We start from the raw sequence: 18670 nt of genomic DNA on the forward strand, positions 1-18670 counted from the left end.
AGTCTGGACGTTGCAGTTTTGAACCAAAAGTTACCAAATGAAAAAGACGCAGGTTTAGTATATTAAATCTGAAAAGATCTACTTTTTCATTTTCCCATCCAAGCTCCAGTTGCCGGCCCCGTAAGCTGCTAGTAGGAGCAAGCCGCCGAGCATGGATAGATTCTTCATGAACATGATCATCTGAATTTGATCGGCAAAATTGGTGTGGAAAATTAAGGTTACTGGGATCATGAAGATAATTAGTGCTAAAGCAGCCCATTTGGTTTTGAAACCGATGAATATGAGAATGGCTCCCACAATTTCAATTATGATAGCCGCTACTAAAAATAAGTCAGTTAGCGGCATTCCAGCAGCAGCCATATATTGTTTCGTTCCATTGAAATTGGGGATTTTTTGGATGCCAGAAAGGAAAAAAATCAATGTCAATAAGATTCGACCTACAAAAATAATTGCATTTTTCATATTTCTTTCCTCCTCATTTGATTTTGATTGTTTTTATCTGATTGTATATTTTTTGTTATGGCCGACTTCGGGATTTTTTTGTCATTTATGCCAATGAAGCTAAAATTAGTTCACTACGCAAATGCCGCCATAAATGCCTTTCAATTGAATTCAAGCGATCGAATCTTCGTTCATTGAAGGTTATTATTGATAATATCTCACAAGCTCTTCTCTTTTTGTAAAGCGCAACCTCAATTTCAGAAAGTCGGCGATGAGTGAAAAAATGTATGGGTTCTCAATTTTTGGTCCTTTTTGGCCCGACAACGAGTGTTACGATTCCTGTCTCACCAATACTTCCCTCTATCGTAGCTTGAATATCTAAAAATTTTTGAACCACTGTCATATTGGTCAGTAAATGATTGGTAACTTTCGATACCGTGAATTCTGAAGTTCCATTTACGACCGCCAGCGGCAAGATCAATTGGTCAGCCAGATATTTATCAAGGCATCCTTCCGAAGCGAGATATTCCTCCAATTCGGAAACGGCTTCATCTGCCACTTGTTCTGCACGTTTTCTAATTTCTCCCAGCGCAGTAAAACACCCGCTTCCTCCCTCAAAATGAGCGCGCAAGAGCATCATTGTGCCTTTGTGCCGCGATTCTAATCGTTCGATGGCAATTTCTGCTGAATAGCCCAAACGCTCCAATCTTTTTAAGGATTGATTGCGCTGACGCTCGGCGATGGAAATATCGAGGTTCGCAATTGCAGAAATGCCCGTGAGGTTCTTCAGATTCCCACGGTTTATTAATTGAAGTGAGTTGAGCTTTTCTGCTGGCGCAATCTCTGCACGTATTTTTCCATCTCCTACTGGATAGAATCCAGCTCGATCCAAAAAGAGCTTCAAATGAAAGCCAATCTTTTTGAGATATAGGAGCCATTGATGGGTGAGATAATGAAAACACGGGCTCCATGGGACATGGGTGCCACCAGTGATGCATAAACTTGAAGGGCCGTTAGACAGCGCCAGCGGCAAATAAACAGTATGGAGCACCAGACTTGTGGACCCAGCCGTACCAATGTCAAACTGATATTCTCCAGGTCTCACAGCTCCTGGCTCAAAGATTAAATGAGTGGAGCCTATTTTTTCGCCCTTAGTCGCGCCATTACTGATTAATCGCGCAGCTTCAACGCATTTCAGGTGCTGAGGCTGCAATCCCGGCCGTTTGCGTTTGGCTCGGATATTATAAATCTCAAATGGCTCGCCAGTGATCAATGATAATGTCAGCGATGTTCGCAGCACTTGTCCCCCACCTTCTCCAAAAGAACCATCAATCTGGATCATGTTCAACTCCGAAACAATTTTCAAATCTTTGCTTTCTCATCGCGCGATTTTTAATTTTTAGAGCCCGCGGAAACGATGACTCTCACCTCGTCTAATGACTTTAAAGAACGAAATCAATATCTATTTGCCAGGAAATTCCAGTAAAGCAGGCGTCTCGACTGCAATAAATATTATCATTCCCAGCATAAAATGCAACACATTTCTTCAATGAACATCTCACGGTATCATATTCCATGGATTCAGGTTGATCACCAAATTTTTGGTGAGAGTTTTTTTGATTTGTGTGACGTTGAAAAGAGCAAAGCCAAATTTTTGCTTGACTTTTAAAAATTATCAAAATATATTTAGCCTTCCATTTAAAATTTTTTAAAAAATAATTCGAATTGGAGGACTACTGCATGGGTCAGGTTCAATTTGCGTTACTGGATTGGGTGTGGATGATTCTGTTTTTGATCTTGATGATCGGCTGCGGCGCTTTGTTTTATCGATTAGGGAAGCGTTCTGAAGCCGATTTCTTTTTGGCTGGTCGTGGGTTGCCCTGGTGGCTGCCGGCAACATCCGTCTATGCCACGCATACTGCCACTGATACGCCCATGTGGGTGACTGGTGTGATTTATAAACACGGTTTGGCAGGGCTGTGGTACACTTTTTTTTCTGCATGGTGCGCGGTCTCAGCATTTGTTTCGACTCGGATATTTCGTCGCTCGCTCGCCTATTCGCAAGCGGAGTGGCAGACCTTGCGATTTAGTGGATTGGGGGCAGAACTGCTCCGCGGTTGGGTCGCTGGTTGGCAGATCTTCATGAACATGTTCATCCTCGGCTGGGTTGGTATTGCCATGGGAAAAGTTTGTAACTATGCCTTTGGCTGGCCGAATTGGATCGGATTGATCGTATTTTCGGCAGTCTGCGCAATATATGTCACGGCCGCTGGATATTGGGGGGTCGTGATGGCAGATTTTCAGCAAGGTGTCATCGCGTTTTTAGCCATCGTGATTGTCTCTATCTGGGGCATTATTTATGCCGGTGGACCGGGACAGATTATTGCTAAGTTAGGAGAACTTGGACAAGCTTGGCGACTGAATCCATTCCATTTCACTGCTGATTTTACCCCTGCGTGGTTCATTACGATGTTTGTGGTGGCCATTATCGGTGGAGTGGGCATGGGCACAGCCATCGATTGGTACACCGAAGCCCAACGTATTCAAAGCGCCAAGACAGTTCGCGATGCATCCTATAGCATTTGGGGTGGCACAGCTCTGGTATTAACGCGCAATGCCATCTGGGCTGCTGCGATCCTCGGTTTCTTTGTGCTTTATCCCAATATTAACGAAACCAAAGAGTATGAGTTAGGTTGGTTCCGACTGGGCTTCGAATCTCTTCCCGTGGGCATGATCGGATTCTTCTTCGCGGCCATCGTAGCCATTCATCTCTCCACCATTGCGACGCAATTGAATCTCGGAGCCATGTATTTCACTCGAGACTTATATCATCATTACATCAATCCCAAGGCGTCACCACAAAAATTGATCCTTGTGGGAAGAATAGCCACTGTGCTATTATTATTGGGATCGTTCGTCTACGGATTAATGATGGAGGAGATCACCAATTGGCTAATATTTGCCCTATGGATCATGGCCGCTGGTGTCTGGTTGCCGAACATCCTCCAAGTGATCTGGTGGCGCTTTAATTCATGGGGCTACCTCTCCGCTTGGATCGCCAATCTCAGCATCAGTTGGTTGATCGTTTGGATCCTTCCTGAGATCGGGGTCATGCCCAAGCTCAAAGATTTTGAACAATTCTGGTTATTGGTTGTCTTGATGGCGTTGATCTACATCCCGGTCACTTTGCTCACTCCGCCAGAGAACATGGATCGTTTGGTCAAATACTATGTGATGTCCAAACCGCTCGGCTGGTGGGGGCCAGTCCGGAAAGAGGCTGAACGTCGAGGGCTGTTAACCAAAGAGCTGAAAACAAGCTAATTGGAAATCAATTGATCGAACGGCCTATCAATTAATCCTTCTGAGGAATTAAAGATCGAAATTTAAACGTTGAGAAACGGAGGAATATAATGGCTTTTATCAAACGGAGTTGGACAGCAGCAGAGGCTGATGAATGGACAAAAGAGGATCTTTTCGCTTGTATCTTTGCTGTGCTTTCTTATGTTCTATTAACTATCGGGACAGCGCTATCGTTTCTGTTGCTACCGATCGGATTTATTACGCTCGCTGCTGGATTTGTCGCTTGCCTGATCATGTTCTGGATCATCAACCCCAAGTTAAAGGTAATCTCTGCTGACTATGAGCAAAAGCAGAAAGAATATCTCATCCAGTTGGAAAAAAGTGTCAAATGGGAGGAAGATTGATGAACACCAAAATTATCATGTTTACCATCGGGATGCTTATGGCTCTATTGGCATCATTTTTGGGTTTGATCATCGCGTGGGTCTCGTACCGAAAGCATAAAGGTTCAACTTCACCAAGAAAGAAGGAAGCGTAAAATGACGGTCATGCCTCTGATTTTATTAGCTGCCCGGGTCGGTGGAACGATTCACGGCATCGTAATCCCAACTCTCATTTTTATCATATCGTTCGTGGTGACCTGGCTCTTATATAAGCATTTTTCCGCAAAGCATTAATGGCTCGCTATGATCAATGGCAATTTTGAAGGATGCCACAATGCTGACAAAATTATTGGTCATTTATCTGTAGCTTTATTTCTATTTTATTGTCTGATTTGATGAGCATCGATAACAAATGATGTTATTCCTCATCAATGATGATTATCAAACATCAGGGAGGAAAAAGCCATGCGCTGGATTGGGAGAAGGCAGAGCACCAATATTGAAGATCGGCGCGGCCAGACCACCCGTAGGATCGCTGGTGGCGGCTGTGGCACGATTATTTTGGTCCTGATCGTCTGGCTGTTGTTTGGTGGCAATCCATTAGAGCTGCTAAATAATCTGCAGCCAGTTGGAGATCAAAGTTCGGTATCGCAATATCAGGGGACAGCAGAGGAGAACGAGCTGGCTCAATTCGTCGGTGTGGTATTGGGCGACACCGAGGATGTTTGGCATGAACTGTTCCGCCGGCAGGGTCTTGCATATCGAGAGCCCAAGCTTGTCTTGTTCTCAGAAGCAGTTCAATCCGCCTGCGGTTATGCCAGTGCCGCAACTGGACCGTTCTATTGTCCAGGGGACGAGAAAGTCTACATCGATCTTTCGTTTTTCCGAGAGCTGCAACAGCGCTTTGAAGCACCTGGCGATTTTGCCATGGCCTATGTCATTGCCCATGAGATTGGACATCATGTCCAGAATTTGCTCGGCATCAATGACCGAGTCATGGCGATGCGCAACCGCATGAGTCAGCGCCAATTCAATCAGTACCTGGTTCGACTGGAATTGCAAGCAGATTTTCTGGCTGGCGTTTGGGCCCATCATGCTCAAAAATTGCATAATATTTTAGAAGAGGGCGATGTGGAAGAAGCGATGAACGCTGCAAGCGCAGTCGGAGATGATCGGATCATGAAACGAACCCAGGGTTATGTAGTCCCAGATGCGTTTACCCATGGGACATCAGAGCAACGCGTTCGATGGTTCATGAAGGGCTTCAAAACCGGAGATATCAATCAAGGCGATACTTTTAACGCGGATTTTCTGTGATCTCGCCAATCAATTTAACACTCAAAACTTATTTTCGGGTCAATCTTGCAATCCAAATGATGCTATCCATGACATTTCGGAGTTTCTTTCATTCCTAATTGGCTCAGGGCTTTCAATCTGAATCTCAGGTGCCTTTTGCATGAAGATATTGCTGATTTTGAACCCGGTTGCTGGGAAAAACAAAGGCATTGCAGCGCTCCAGCGAGCAGATCTTTTTTTGAAAAAACATGATATCAGTTATGATCTTCTGGTATCGGAATTTGCGGGACACGCCATCCAATTAGCCCAACAAGTAGAACCATCCAAATACGATGGAATTGTCGCTGTCGGAGGGGACGGTACGCTGTTTGAAGTGGTGAATGGCTTGCTGAAACAGCATTCGAATCTCGCCATCCCCATCGGACAGATCCCCGTCGGTACAGGCAATTCATTTATCCGAGATTTGGCGATTCATAGCATCGAAGATGCGGTTGCGAAAATCGCCGCTGGCAGGACTAAAAAGGTCGATGTCGGATGGTTCAGACATCCAGAAGGAGAGCATTATTTCATTAATTTGCTGGGCACAGGATTTGTGGCGAATGTCGCCCATCGAGCCAAGAAGTACAAAGCGCTCGGCGCCGCAAGTTACGTTTTGGGCGTTTTTGAAGAAGTCGCACTATTGAAGTCTCTGCCGACCGAAATAATTATTGACGGCAAGGTATATCATCGAGATGCGATCTTCATTGAGATCTGCAATTCCACCAAAACTGGTGGCAATATGATCATGGCGCCCAATGCGAAGATCGATGATGGTTTTTTGGACATCATTTTGCTCAACAAAATCTCTCGGACCAAACTATTGACGATTTTTCCTCAAATCTTCAAGGGAACCCATGTGAATGAATCCTGCGTGGAAACTTTTCGAGGTCGGCAGATCAAAGTTGCCTCAGAGCCGGCACAGAAGCTGACCCCAGACGGGGAAGTGTTTGGGACGACCCCGATTGAGGTTTCTATTTTTCCAAGTAAGATCAGCATGTTTTGCTGAAGCTATGGATTTCGGAAATTGGGTGGGATTTGGTTGTATCAATTTCTGGGATGAAGCAATTTCAACTCATAAAATACTTGATCTCAGCATTGCTTTGGGCAATTGGCGCGGTGAATTTCTTTTTATTAGCCATTATTGTGATTGCTGTAACCTTGATTTTTAAGCCTCGTCAATACGATCGCTTTGTCAAATGGCTCTGTCGGGCATTTTTGCGATCGATTTTCATCAAGGTCGATGTCATTGGCTTAGAAAAAATTGATCCCCAGAAAACCTACCTATTCATGTCCAATCATGTCAACATTTTCGACGTTTTTTTGCTCTACGGCTACATTCCAAATTTTGCCCGAGGCGTGGAACTGGATGAGCATTTCCATTGGCCCATTTGGGGCAAAGTGATCACTCGGTTCGGCAATATCCCTATTAGTCAAAGCCGGGTGACGAGCGCATTGAAGAGCCTGGAACAAGCCCGAGCCGCTCTGTGCGAAGGTACATCGATCATCATTCTACCAGAAGGACATCGCACCAAAGACGGACGATTACTGCCATTTATGCGCGGTCCGTTTCTCCTCGCCAAAAAGTCTGATGCACCGATTGTTCCCACCGTGATGATCGGCGCTTTTCAAATTAAACGCGTCAATCATTGGCTAATTCAACCAGGGACTGTAAAATTCGTCATCGGGGATGTCATTCATCCAGAGACGTTCCAATCGTTGACCAGCCAGCAGCTTCGTGATTTGGTTCGAAATAAAATGCAGCAACTCATCGATCAATATGAATCATAGTGAATCCATCAAATTGGGTTTGCAAAACATCTCATGATAAAAAATTTCATCCATCACTCGCTCATTTCTTTTGCACTATCCCGCGAGCAATTCATTTTCCCAGCTCTCAGAAAATTATCAGTTGATTTATGATTCTTCAACTTGGAAAATCTGCGAAAAATTGATTTGATCTATAGCTTAAAGATGAGGCCAATAAGTGCATAATGGAGCAAAGCAAAATTATAGACTATATCATTGTCCGCTCCGCCTTCGAGCGCGCGATATCCGAATTTCAGATGGGCGCGATTTGACAATTGATAGCTGAGCGCCGCCATGACATCCTCTGCCCTCCCCTGCGGAGCTGCAAGCGCATCCCCATCCAATAATAGACCAAAACGATCATAAAAATTCCATAGCAGTCTGAAATGGACGATCGGAACGAATCCCACATTCGTTTTCTTGCCCTCAATTCCATTGCCACGGACGCTGATCTCTGCATCGCGAATTTTAGCAGTGAAGCCAACTCCCAATTTCAATCGCTCCTTTCTCAGAAAATCATAACGGTATATCAATCGATAGGAATTAAACCGATATGTTGCGTCCAGAGGAGTATTGGCTGGGAACAGTTTACCTTGAAAAACCAATTCACGGTCCAATTGACCAGTGGAATTCAGAGATAATGGGGCAATTAGTAAGCCCAAATGATGCTTTGGGTTGAAATCGTAAAATATTCTTGCCCGAAAGAAGACCGATGGATCGATGGTGAGTTCCTCAGATAACGAGAATAGTGTCCCGCCATCACCTGGGATACGGACATCGTTGTACCCGCTAAATACAGCACCAGTCTCGAAGTCAATCTGAAATTGCGCCATGAGTGATGTTGCCGTCCAAAATTGAAGAACAAGAATGAATAAAAATTTCGGTGATTTATGCATTTTACTTCCCTCACTGAATTTTAATTTTGACTGGTTCACAATAATTGTCGTCCATTTTTTTTCTGGTACAAAGATTTTGCTGATTATCATGTTTTGGGCTCGATGCTACAATTCTTCAATGGCGTTAAGGTATTCGTTCGCTTGTTTCAAAATTTTGGCCCGTTCCTCAGCAGAAAAACGATCGAGCAGGCGATACATCATGGCTATTCGAGGATTATGGGCGAGTTTATCCCGATGCCGCTCATAGAATGACCAGTAAAGGCTATTGAAAGGACAAGCTCTCTCGCCATATTTCTTATTCGGATCATAAAAGCAACCAACGCAATAATCGCTCATTTTTTGAATGTATTTTGCAGTGGAGATATATGGTTTGGTTGCTACAAGGCCTGCATCTGCAAATTGGCTCATCCCTCGGGTGTTGGTGATCTCGACCCATTGAATTGCATCGATGTAAACTCCCAGGTACCATGCATCGACTTCGTCTGGATGAATTCCTGCCAACAGGGCAAAGTTGCCAGTTATCATTAGACGTTGAATGTGATGAGCATAGGCATATCGCAGCGATTGTCCGATGCAAAAACGGAGACATTGCATTTTCGTGTCACCGTCCCAATAATAATGCGGCAGGTGACGATAATGCCCAAAAAAATTTTGATCTGCATAATCAGGCATATGCGCCCAGTAGACACCGCGCATATACTCACGCCACCCAATGATCTGACGCACAAACGCCTCGATCTGCGGGAGGCCGATTTTAGTTTTATTTTGTTCCCAGACTTCGAGCGCCGATTCCACCACTTCCATCGGATGCAGCATCTTGGTGTTCAGCGCAAATGATAAACGGGAATGAAACATGGACCAGTGCGCTTTGTTCATCGCATCTTGATAGCGGCCGAAATAGGGCAAGCATCGTTCAATGAAAAAGGTCAGAACTTCTATCGCTTGTTTGCGATTAATCGGCCAGATCAGTTCATCGCCGCATTCACCAAAAGTTTTAACATTTGATTTGGCCAATAATGTGTTCAGTTCTCGAATATCATTCCGAAAAACAATCGGCGATGGGACAGGCACTTTTTTATCGTATGGAGCTCGATTCTCAGGATCGAAATTCCAAACCCCTCCAATGGGTTGATTATTCTCTATCAGCAAACCGTACCGTTTCCTCATCATCCGATAAAACGATTCCAACAAATAAGACTTTTTCCCGCGAAAATGATTGGCCACGTCCTCGCGACTTGACAGGAAGTGCTCCGTATCCGATGCCTTTGAGGGAATCGTAAGCGAATCACAGAAATCGTGCAATTGCTGATTCAGGCGATATTCATCGGGCAATTGGTATTCGAAGCGGTTGATATTGTATTGTGAGATCAATCGAGAGAGATTCTGCGGGATCGATTGGGTGTTATCTGGATCATCTAATTTCAAATATAATATTCGATGGCCCCTATCACTCAGTTGCTTGGCAAAATCGCGCATGGCTGCAAAAAATGCTAGGACCTTCTGAATATGATGCATGACATAATCGGTCTCTTGTCGAACTTCCATCATCACATAAAGCACCTGTTGATCAACTGTTTTGAACCAAGAGTGATTGGGATTGAGCTGGTCGCCCAAGATGAGACGCAAAATCATAGCGTTGATTTTCTTTTTCCATGTTTATCAAATCATGAGCGCGTCGTGAAGCTGATGCTTGCTTTTATTAAGTGTTAATCAAATTTCACGAAATTTTATATCTATTCTAATCTTTGTCAGAATGGCCTTTACGATGAGCTAGACGTTGGCAATTCAACCCGATGATAAATTTCCCGCAGTGAAATTTGAAAATCGATTTTGGTGAATTTCAAAATGTCATCAGGATTATCATACTCGGTTAAGACCCATTTGCCTTGCTCGCCGATGTAAAAATGCTCAACATGCACTGTGTATTGATCGATCAATATATATTCTTTAAATGAAGGAATGGCTCGATAGAAAACGAACTTCTCCCCTCGATCATAATTTTTCGTCGATTCAGACAGGACTTCGATAATGACCAATGGATTGGTGATAGTATCATCTCGACCAGGATAGAATTCAATTTTGCCACAGACAATCATGATGTCGGGATAGGTGAATAGGTCCTTTTCGTCAATCCATAGTCGTACATCCGTTGTAAAAGCCCTACATTTTTCATCCAAACGGTTGCTTAGTTTGCTTACCGTATTCACTATAATCTGGTTATGATTGACAGATGTTCCAGCCAGGGCAAAAATTTCACCCCGATAGTACTCACTTTTATATTCCGCTGTTTCTTCCAGGGCTAAATATTCTTCAGGAGAATAATATTTCTTTTCGGCAAGCTGTTCCATGGGTTATACCTCATTGTTGGATTTGAAATTGAGACCGTCAGAATATAAATGAAATTGGGGATAAAGTCAATTAAAATTCTATCGCATCTTTGTAAGAGCAATCATATAAAATGAAATTGAATTAATAATTGAAGAAAAAGATGGAGACCATTCTAGAAATGGCCTCCATCTTGCATAAAGCAGCTATTTCAAAATCGATTGGGTTTTACTCACTTCCATCAAATCATCCTTCTTCATCACAGGCGTCAACCGAAACCGATACGAATATTCCTGCGCGGCCAACGTGTATTCGGGATGCGGGCGGGCGCCCCAGGAATCATCGCCGCCGACCCCCATCTGTTTGTAATCCAGATTGAGAAACACAAAATCCCGCTCTTTCAGGTCGGTTGGGTGCATGGTGCCACGGCTCTGCTGAGTCAGGTCTTCATTGGTGTAATGCAGGGCGGAGAAGCAGATCAGCGGCAATCCCACGGCGAGCAAACCATTGCCTTTGTCATTCAAAAAAGCGACCCAGCGGACATCGGTGCGGTAGCCGTTCTCCTGCGGGCTGATGTACGGCTCGAACAGCTCTCGAACCGTGCTGCGATAGATGCCAACCAATGCGCTGGTCTTGCGATCCCAATAATTTTCATGCGGACCTCGGCCGTACCAGACGACTCGGTCGTAGCCTTTTGGAATGGACATCGTCATGCCGAAGCGGGGTAGCTCGGGCAGTTCCTTTTTCCCTGGTGTGAAATGATTGTCCACGATCACATCACCGCTGCCCAGAACGGTGTAACTGGTTCGATGGTTCGATTCGGCCTCTTTCAAATCAAAGTTGAATGAAACCTTAATTTCAGAATCAGAAATCTGTTCCACCTGAACATCAGTGATAGTGCGATCCCGACCCGCATATCGCCAGACGGCACAGCGCTTCTGCATCCCATTGCCGAAATCATTGTCCGTCGGCGCCCGCCAGAAGTTCGGCTCAGGACCAGACATGATCAGCTCTGCACCTTGAAATTTGAATGAGGAAATTGTCCCTTTCGTTTTATCAAACACAAGCTGGAAATCTTTGCCAGCGACACGGATCGCTTGATCCGACTGGCTGAATGTCAACTTGGGCGGAGAGGTTTTTGTGGTTTCCACGGTTTTCGCTTCGATAGGCAATTGGAATTGCTCATAAGCGATCTCATAGCCAGCGGGAACCAACGGCTGGGCCTCAGTTGTCCTGGCGCTGAAATTGAGAAAATATTCGACGCCTGGCTCGGGCTTGATCTTTGACAGATCGACCGTGACAATGCGGCTCTCTTTGGGCAGAATCCTCGGATTCGACAGCAATCCCTTATCGATCGGCTTGCCATCGGCCAGAATTTCCCAATGGATATCCACATCGCTCAGATCTTTGAAATCGTATTTATTGATAATTTCCACCTTGCCATTCTTCAAATCAATGGGCTTGAACTTGATGTACTGATAAACCTTTTTCACTTCTAACAATTTGGGCGTGATCTGGCGATCGGGCAGCACCAAGCCGTTGCAGCAGAAATTGCGATCGGTCTGCTCCTCTCCGAAATCGCCGCCGTAAGCATAGAATTCCCTGCCGTCCTTCGTTTTTTTCCGAATCCCCTGATCGACCCAGTCCCAGACCGAAGCGCCCTGCAGATGATCGTACTTTTCGATTACATCCCAATAGTCCTGCAAATTGCCCACCGAATTGCCCATGGCGTGGGCGTACTCGCACATAATCAGCGGCCGATCCTGCTTCTGGCTGGCGTATTTGACCAGATGTTCGATGCGGGCGTACATGGGGCAATAGATATCGGTGTGCGGCCTGAGCTGCGCCCGCTCGTAATGCACGGGTCGGGACGGATCCCGATGGTGGATCCAATCGCTGGCCGCTTCGAAATTGATGCCATCGCCCGCCTCGTTGCCCATGGACCAGATGATGACTGACGGATGATTTTTATCCCGCTCCACCATGCGCTGAATGCGATCCAGGTGCGCCTTCTTCCATTCAGGCCTGTTGGCAAAGGTCTTGTCGGGATCATAGCCCATGCCGTGCGATTCGATGTTGGCTTCATCAATCAAATAAATCCCGTACTTGTCGCAGAGCTCGTACCACTGCGGATCGTTGGGATAGTGGCAGGTGCGGACCGTATTGATGTTGTGCTGCTTCATCAATTGGATATCTTTGATCATCGATTCCAGCGTAATGTAATGCCCTGTATCGGGATGGTGCTCGTGGCGATTGACGCCTTTGATGAGGATGGGCACGCCGTTCACCAATAGTTGCCCATTTTTAATTTCCACTTTGCGGAAGCCAAATTTACAGCTTTCGATCTCCAGAATATGGCCATCTTTATCTTTTAGCGTCAAAATCACGGTGTAAAGATTCGGAATTTCCGCCGACCATTTCAGCGGATTTTTGACGAAGGCTTTCATTTTCATGATGCTCTCATCGCCTGGTGGAATGTAAACGCTATTGCCCTTCATCAAAACATCCGCACCCACGGGCTGGCGGTTCGCATCCAACAGCGTCACCTCGATCTCAGGCTTCCAACACGCCTCTTTGCCATAATTCCAGACCTTCGCCGTGACGTGGAGCAGGGCATCCTGATATTTTTCGTCCAGATCACATTTCACTTCAAAATCCCGAATGTGAACGTTCGGCGTAGCGAACAAATAGACGTTGCGGTAAATGCCGCTCAGCCGCCAGAAATCCTGGCATTCCAGATACGAGCCATCGGACCAGCGATAGACCTCGGCCGCCAGCACATTTTTGCCAGGCCGAAGATATTTGGTGATATTGAACTCCGCAGGCGTGCGGCTATCCTTGCTAAATCCGACCTTCTCGCCATTGATCCACAGGTAGAACGCCGACTCCACGCCATCGAAATGGATGAACACCTGGCGATCCTTCCAGTCGGCAGGAATCTCAAATTCGGTGCGATACGAGCCCACGGGATTGAAATGCTTCTGGATGAACGGCGGATTATTTTCGAATGGGTACGGAATGTTCAAATAGATCGGGATGTCGTAGCCCTGCATCTGCCAATTGCTGGGCACGGGAATTTCTTTCCACTGGCTGACATCAAAATCTAATTTATAGAAATCTCGGGGACGATCATCGGGCGTCTTCACCCAATGGAATTTCCAATTACCGTTGAGAGATTTGAAATATTTCGAGGCGAAGCGATTTCCTTCGATGGCTTTGATTGTATTTTCATAAGGCATCAGCGTGCAGTGTGGCGGCTCGGTGTTGATGGCGGTGATCTGGGGATTTTCCCAGTCGTTTGGTTCGGTGGCAGAGGCGTTGACATTTAGAATAATAAGAGAAACGACCATAACTGAAAGAAATATTTTGAAACAGAATTGCAATGAATCCATAGAATGTTCTCCTCGTCTGTTCGAATGGATAAAATGCTTTCAGGAAGAATTTATTGTTAACAAGACCAGTCTTCAATCTTTAATAAGGGGATATTTTTGAAATCATTCACATTGCGAGTCACCAAAGTACCATCGTGACTCAAGACGATGGCAGCGATCTTTAAATCCTGGACACCAATTCGGATTTTTTGTTCTCTTAATTTTTGAAAGTAAGCCTCAGCATGTGCATCCTATATCAGCACATCAAAGCCACAAAGATAGTCTAATGTTCGAGAGAGCCAGAAATAGGCCTTCAAGCGATCTTCTGGCTGCTGTGCTCTTCTGACTTGCGCCAGGCGACCTTTAAATATTTCTTCGACAGTAATGATAGTGATACCAATTTGTTCAGGTGAGATTTTTTGTAGACGGGATTTGAGTGGTTCGTGCCCTCGTTGATGTAAGCTGAGATGATCGGTGTCTAATACATAAAGTCTCATTTGCCTGATTGCCTCATCTCCTTATCAATTTCATTACGATAAGAAGCGATTTCAGATTGGAGGTCATCGAAAGTGGGATCGCTTTTAAACCAGCCAAATTTCTCAAGCCAGGGGTTGGCTGCTCGAGACGGAAAAGGAATTTCAATTTGCACTAACTCAACATTGTTGGTTAGATAGTCAATAAACTTTGATCTGACCTGGGTTAGCGCCTCATCTCGAGAGTTTTCTTCTACCGATATTTCTGGCCAATCTTTTATTCTTGCAAAATACTTGTCTTTCTTTTTGTGAATTATAACGTCGCAAACCATAAATTCATCTCCCAATGCCAAAACAAATCCAAATCAAATATAAAAAAATATAATCTAAAAGTCAATAGTAGTTTTCTGGATGGAGTAATTGATCAAATATAGTTAATAGCGTTCCTAAACCTTTGAGGTTTAGGAACGCTTATCTAACGCTTGATTTGATCCAACTCCTCCAGCTTCACCCTCACACTCACAATAAACGGCGGCTCCCCCTCGATCCAATGGCCATAAGTCGTCAGCACAAACGTCCCATCGGGCAGCACTTCGACCCCAGGATAGGCGCAATCCCCTTGGTAATGATTATCCATCAGCCGCACTCGGCATTGGCCTTCTCGGCCGTTCACAATATCGTCATACGTGCCGACCCAGGCGACCCAATCGCCCTGGGTGGGAGATTCACGAGCCATATCCCGAAACGAAATGAGCAATCGGCCATCGGGCGCATATTTTCCCGTATGGCGATCGCCTGTGAGGGAAGCGGGCAACTCCCGAGGCGGCGTCCATGTTTTGCCTTCGTCATTGGAAAAGATCACAAATGAATTTCGGACACGGCGGTTCTCTCGGAGCAGGGCAGCCAATTGTTTCCCATCAGGAGAGCGGATCACACCAGGCTCGCAGAGATGAACTTCGGTTGTTTTCAAAATCGCCACAGGAAACGACCAATGAAGGCCTCCATCCTTGGAAAACGTCTGATACAGTGTGAAGGTATCGGTCACCACCCCATCTTTCCGAAAAAATCGCCCATCGTCGTGAAACATGGCTAGGTAATGTCGTTTCCCAGTTTTTAATTCGACCAGGCTGCTCATGACCACGATCCCGCCCCAGTCTCCAATTGGCTGCAGCGGCGTCCAACTCACGCCATCGTCTTCGGAAACCGCCATTCGAGCAGGGTACAACCCCGAAAATAGGATTAGCCGCTTCTTCCCCCGTGGATCGATCACCCGATGGATGGTAGGAGTTTCCAATGACGTCGCCCAATTTTCAGGCACGGGCAGCCGCTCGCTCCAGGTCAAGCCGCCATCGGTGCTTTTTTTCATCACGATCGGCCCTCGGCCATGGCCCTTGGGATAAACAGCGATGATGGTTTTTCCATCTTCCAGTAAAACCGTGGTCGGATGGCCGAGATATTGGCCTGACTCTTTATCGACGATTATTTGGCGATGGTTTTGATGGGTAAGATCAATTGTTGGAATGGTAAGTGCTGCTGGCAGGGGAACTGAACTTTTTAAGAATTGATGATCGATAAGCACTGGCCTGTTACTTCTGTCTAATTTTTGACAGGAGATCAAACCAAAAGGAAAGATGAAAATGAGCAGTCTGAGAATAAGTGGGACGATGGAATTGTTTATTTTTGCAGTCAAAAAAATTATAAAGCGTCTACTTACTGCTGCCATGGGTTGACCGTTAAAAAATAGCCACCTTCTGTAACAAAGTTAAGGCAAATTATGATAATTTTACAATCAATCAGTTACATGTGGGCGACCCCACGTAGGCTTTCCTAAACGTCAGAGGTTTAGGAAAGCTTTCCCCCATAATATCATCCTCGATTATTCATTTTCAATTTTATTTTTCGATAAATCCAATCGATGCTCTCCCGATAAAAACGATAAAAATCATCGCTGCTAAAATCAATTAAAAGCTCGGGGAATAAACTGGGATTCTTTTCAATGAAGTTCAATCCCTGTTCGATTTGATAGGCTACCGTTGGTGGGTCATCAAAGATGGCATCCTTTTTCCGTGCATCCTCATAAAGCCCCTCAAGCGACGAGATATTTAATTTTCTATTGATGAAATAGAAATCGATGAAATCTTTGGGCTCAATACGGCTGGCTATTGTACAAAATTTATTTGTGACGATGTTATGTGCTGTATCGACCAATAGAAACAAGTTCGAGTCGAGAAAATACTTTTCCCGCTCCTCGTCAAACGACAATGGATCAATCATAAAATCGACTCTCACATTTTTGAGTAGCGCCGAGAGAAAATTTGCAGATTCTTTGATCTTACTATACTGGTTTCTCCAATTGGATTTCAAAAAGAAATCGATTTCTGATAGATCAGTTGAACTGAGCGTGAAAAAATCCAAATCATTCGATCGGCGATGATGCAAATAGAACACCGCCAGCGCAGTGCCTCCAGTCAGAAAAAAATTGTCCCCAAGGACTTTCTTGTTGACCAGCGCCATAAGGATTTCCCGCTGCGTGGCTGAAGCATAGCAATTCTTATTTTCTTTCAAAGTTGCTGTAAACTTCAATGAGCCGTTTCCATTTCTTGGTCGCATAATCAGTCAGTTTGAGTCTGTCTAAATTTTGAGAAATTTCATAGATCGTGAAAAATTTCAATACATCGACCACCCGACCATGTTCGAGGAAGCGATTCATGATCCAATAATAAATATCCGAGTTCTTTTTTGTATGGAGAGTCGAATTCAGATAGTTCTCATCAAGGAATTGGGGATAATCCCAAAAAACCGCCTGCAGCTTCATCTCGCACCCAACTCTATTTGCTCATAATGAGCGACAGCCTTCATGCGTTAATCAATTAAACAATATCAAATGCTCTTTGAAAATGGTTACTGAATATCTTTATCGAAGAAGCGTAATTTTGTTAGGAATGCGATCCTATTATAATCATTTTTCGATAGGAATGCAATACTATTTTTTAAACAAATGTAGTCCACTTTTGAAGTGGACTACATTTCCAATAAAAATTTTTTTACAGCTAATTGCACGAATTTGCCAAATTGCGCCAGTCCATCTTTAGCGAAATTCGAATAATTAACGAAATTTGCGGTCGAAGCACAATGAAATGTAGCCCACCTTCAAGGTGACTACAATTCTGACCCTACGCCCCAATGATCCCCAGCGGCGGCCAGTTTTTCCATTTTCCTCGGGTGAAATCGGGAAAATCCACCGAGCGGCTTTTGTTGGCAATCGAGCGTTCGCTCAGTTCGGTGACAGCGCTCAGCGCTGCCGCATCGTAGACGTTCATGTCCGTCGGCTGGCCTTCCCGCAGGCATTGCACCAGGCGATAGTCCTCGATGAAATCCATACCGCCATGGCCTGCACCTCGGGACATTTCTTCCATTTGCTTCCACAGGGGATGCTCAAATTCAGCCACATATTCCTCCAGGTTCTGCCAGCGATGAGCAGGGCTGCGACCCTCGATATGGATTTTCTGTTCGGGATATTTTTGCACCAAACCCTTGGTTCCCTGCAGCAAGATGCGACGGCTGTATGGTCGGGGCAGATTGGTATCGTGCGTCACCAGAATAGTCTGGCCATTTTTGGTGCGGATCAACGTGCTGACGACATCGCCCAGGGCGTATTTCTGCTTGGCCTCGGGACTGTCGGGGCCAAATTTGGCTTCGGCATAAAGATTCAGTCCCCGAGAATTGCAACTCATGGAAACCAGGTAATCGAATTGATTGCCCCGATTGATGTCCAGCCACTGCGCCACGGGTCCCAGGCCATGGGTGGGATATAGGTCCGCATTGCGCTGGATGGAATATTTGATGCGCCAGCGTTCTTCATAAAAATCGCTCAATTTCAACTCCCGCAAATCATGCAAGTAGCCACATTCGGCATGAAGCAACTCGCCGAATAGTCCCTGACGAACCATATTGAAAATCATCAGTTCGGTGCGGTCGTAGCAGCAGTTCTCCATCATCACGCAGTGCTTCTGATATTTCTCGGCCGTCTCCACCAGTTCCCAGCATTCGTCGATGGTCAATGCCGCAGGCACCTCAGTGGCGGCATGTTTGCCGTTTTTCATCGCAGCGACGCAGACAGGGACGTGCCATTCCCAGCCCGTGCAGGTAAAAACCAGATCCAGATCCTGCTCCTGACACATCCGTTCGAAATCCCGCTTGCCACGGGAATACCCAGTCGGTTTGGGCTGACCTGCTTCCACTACTCGCTGCTGCATTTTTTCAACTTTTTCGGGCACAATATCGCAGATGGCTTTGACCTCCACGCCTTCGATCTTCAAGAAATTTTCCACATGGCTGGA

18 protein-coding genes and 1 pseudogene are annotated in these 18670 nt (G+C 45.4%); 7 read left to right on the forward strand and 12 right to left on the reverse strand.

Features of this window, described 5'->3' with window-relative positions; all coding sequences use genetic code 11:
• Positions 1-78: 78 nt before the first annotated feature.
• Both ONB37_08170 and rtcA read right to left on the reverse strand, forming a co-directional pair.
• Positions 79-465, reverse strand: a pseudogene (locus tag ONB37_08170) (DoxX family protein).
• A 271-nt stretch (positions 466-736) separates the two neighbouring features.
• The gene (rtcA, locus tag ONB37_08175; GenBank protein ID MDZ7400122.1) at positions 737-1783 is read right to left on the reverse strand and encodes an RNA 3'-terminal phosphate cyclase; all 1047 of its coding nucleotides are present in this window, start codon (positions 1781-1783) and stop codon (positions 737-739) included.
• Positions 1784-2181: 398 nt separating this feature from the next.
• Here rtcA and ONB37_08180 point away from each other — a divergent pair, with 398 nt between their 5' ends.
• From ONB37_08180 to ONB37_08210, 7 genes are all read left to right on the forward strand, one after another.
• A complete protein-coding gene (locus ONB37_08180) occupies positions 2182-3762 on the forward strand; it encodes a Na+:solute symporter (protein MDZ7400123.1) in 1581 nt (526 codons plus the stop codon).
• 89 nt (positions 3763-3851) lie between these two features.
• Positions 3852-4145 carry a hypothetical protein gene (locus ONB37_08185; protein MDZ7400124.1) on the forward strand — a complete coding sequence of 98 codons (294 nt, stop codon included), beginning with the start codon at positions 3852-3854 and terminating at the stop codon, positions 4143-4145.
• Positions 4145-4279 carry a hypothetical protein gene (locus tag ONB37_08190; protein ID MDZ7400125.1) on the forward strand — a complete coding sequence of 45 codons (135 nt, stop codon included), beginning with the start codon at positions 4145-4147 and terminating at the stop codon, positions 4277-4279. Before ONB37_08185 ends, ONB37_08190 begins: the two co-directional genes overlap by 1 nt.
• A gap of 1 nt (position 4280) precedes the next feature.
• A complete protein-coding gene (locus ONB37_08195) occupies positions 4281-4418 on the forward strand; it encodes a hypothetical protein (GenBank protein ID MDZ7400126.1) in 138 nt (45 codons plus the stop codon).
• Between the two features lie 171 nt (positions 4419-4589).
• Positions 4590-5441 (forward strand): zinc metallopeptidase, encoded by an 852-nt coding sequence (locus ONB37_08200; protein ID MDZ7400127.1) that lies wholly within the window; start codon positions 4590-4592, stop codon positions 5439-5441.
• A 139-nt stretch (positions 5442-5580) separates the two neighbouring features.
• Positions 5581-6465, forward strand: coding sequence for a diacylglycerol kinase family lipid kinase (locus tag ONB37_08205; GenBank protein MDZ7400128.1), 885 nt, complete (start codon positions 5581-5583; stop codon positions 6463-6465).
• A 29-nt stretch (positions 6466-6494) separates the two neighbouring features.
• The gene (locus ONB37_08210) at positions 6495-7247 is read left to right on the forward strand and encodes a 1-acyl-sn-glycerol-3-phosphate acyltransferase (GenBank protein ID MDZ7400129.1); all 753 of its coding nucleotides are present in this window, start codon (positions 6495-6497) and stop codon (positions 7245-7247) included.
• Positions 7248-7417: 170 nt separating this feature from the next.
• On the opposite strand, the gene ONB37_08215 is transcribed toward ONB37_08210, so the two are convergent.
• The 10 genes from ONB37_08215 to ONB37_08260 all read right to left on the reverse strand — a co-directional run.
• Positions 7418-8161, reverse strand: a complete 744-nt coding sequence (locus tag ONB37_08215) for a hypothetical protein (GenBank protein MDZ7400130.1) — start codon at positions 8159-8161, stop codon at positions 7418-7420.
• Between the two features lie 105 nt (positions 8162-8266).
• A complete protein-coding gene (locus tag ONB37_08220) occupies positions 8267-9793 on the reverse strand; it encodes a cryptochrome/photolyase family protein (GenBank protein ID MDZ7400131.1) in 1527 nt (508 codons plus the stop codon).
• Positions 9794-9921: 128 nt separating this feature from the next.
• Positions 9922-10509 carry a Uma2 family endonuclease gene (locus ONB37_08225; GenBank protein ID MDZ7400132.1) on the reverse strand — a complete coding sequence of 196 codons (588 nt, stop codon included), beginning with the start codon at positions 10507-10509 and terminating at the stop codon, positions 9922-9924.
• 183 nt (positions 10510-10692) lie between these two features.
• Positions 10693-13878 carry a DUF4981 domain-containing protein gene (locus ONB37_08230; protein ID MDZ7400133.1) on the reverse strand — a complete coding sequence of 1062 codons (3186 nt, stop codon included), beginning with the start codon at positions 13876-13878 and terminating at the stop codon, positions 10693-10695.
• 230 nt (positions 13879-14108) lie between these two features.
• Complete coding sequence (locus ONB37_08235; GenBank protein MDZ7400134.1) at positions 14109-14354, reverse strand: hypothetical protein; 246 nt, start codon at positions 14352-14354, stop codon at positions 14109-14111.
• A complete protein-coding gene (locus ONB37_08240) occupies positions 14351-14662 on the reverse strand; it encodes a hypothetical protein (protein ID MDZ7400135.1) in 312 nt (103 codons plus the stop codon). The genes ONB37_08235 and ONB37_08240 overlap by 4 nt, the downstream gene beginning before the upstream one ends.
• A gap of 143 nt (positions 14663-14805) precedes the next feature.
• On the reverse strand, positions 14806-15909 hold the full coding sequence (locus tag ONB37_08245) for a glycoside hydrolase (GenBank protein MDZ7400136.1): 1104 nt from the start codon (positions 15907-15909) through the stop codon (positions 14806-14808).
• 287 nt (positions 15910-16196) lie between these two features.
• A complete protein-coding gene (locus tag ONB37_08250; GenBank protein ID MDZ7400137.1) occupies positions 16197-16913 on the reverse strand; it encodes a nucleotidyl transferase AbiEii/AbiGii toxin family protein in 717 nt (238 codons plus the stop codon).
• Positions 16882-17145: a hypothetical protein gene (locus tag ONB37_08255; protein MDZ7400138.1), complete on the reverse strand. Its 264-nt coding sequence runs from the start codon at positions 17143-17145 to the stop codon at positions 16882-16884. The genes ONB37_08250 and ONB37_08255 overlap by 32 nt, the downstream gene beginning before the upstream one ends.
• A gap of 358 nt (positions 17146-17503) precedes the next feature.
• Positions 17504-18670, reverse strand: a 1167-nt coding sequence (locus tag ONB37_08260) for a Gfo/Idh/MocA family oxidoreductase (protein ID MDZ7400139.1), incomplete at its 5' end; no start/stop codon positions are given.

It is taken from the genome of candidate division KSB1 bacterium, assembly GCA_034506395.1.
In the GTDB taxonomy this organism is placed as follows: domain Bacteria; phylum Zhuqueibacterota; class Zhuqueibacteria; order Thermofontimicrobiales; family Thermofontimicrobiaceae; genus Thermofontimicrobium.

Bases quoted from the DNA above. Each gene is read 5' to 3' on its own strand.
- rtcA (MDZ7400122.1), bottom strand. From the start codon at position 1,783: ATGATCCAGATTGATGGTTCTTTTGGAGAAGGTGGGGGACAAGTGCTG.
- ONB37_08240 (MDZ7400135.1), bottom strand. From the start codon at position 14,662: ATGGTTTGCGACGTTATAATTCACAAAAAGAAAGACAAGTATTTTGCA.
- ONB37_08220 (MDZ7400131.1), bottom strand. From the start codon at position 9,793: ATGATTTTGCGTCTCATCTTGGGCGACCAGCTCAATCCCAATCACTCT.
- ONB37_08225 (MDZ7400132.1), bottom strand. From the start codon at position 10,509: ATGGAACAGCTTGCCGAAAAGAAATATTATTCTCCTGAAGAATATTTA.
- ONB37_08255 (MDZ7400138.1), bottom strand. From the start codon at position 17,145: ATGAAGCTGCAGGCGGTTTTTTGGGATTATCCCCAATTCCTTGATGAG.
- ONB37_08190 (MDZ7400125.1), top strand. From the start codon at position 4,145: ATGAACACCAAAATTATCATGTTTACCATCGGGATGCTTATGGCTCTA.
- ONB37_08205 (MDZ7400128.1), top strand. From the start codon at position 5,581: ATGAAGATATTGCTGATTTTGAACCCGGTTGCTGGGAAAAACAAAGGC.
- ONB37_08200 (MDZ7400127.1), top strand. From the start codon at position 4,590: ATGCGCTGGATTGGGAGAAGGCAGAGCACCAATATTGAAGATCGGCGC.
- ONB37_08215 (MDZ7400130.1), bottom strand. From the start codon at position 8,161: ATGCATAAATCACCGAAATTTTTATTCATTCTTGTTCTTCAATTTTGG.
- ONB37_08195 (MDZ7400126.1), top strand. From the start codon at position 4,281: ATGACGGTCATGCCTCTGATTTTATTAGCTGCCCGGGTCGGTGGAACG.
- ONB37_08230 (MDZ7400133.1), bottom strand. From the start codon at position 13,878: ATGGATTCATTGCAATTCTGTTTCAAAATATTTCTTTCAGTTATGGTC.
- ONB37_08235 (MDZ7400134.1), bottom strand. From the start codon at position 14,354: ATGAGACTTTATGTATTAGACACCGATCATCTCAGCTTACATCAACGA.
- ONB37_08185 (MDZ7400124.1), top strand. From the start codon at position 3,852: ATGGCTTTTATCAAACGGAGTTGGACAGCAGCAGAGGCTGATGAATGG.
- ONB37_08180 (MDZ7400123.1), top strand. From the start codon at position 2,182: ATGGGTCAGGTTCAATTTGCGTTACTGGATTGGGTGTGGATGATTCTG.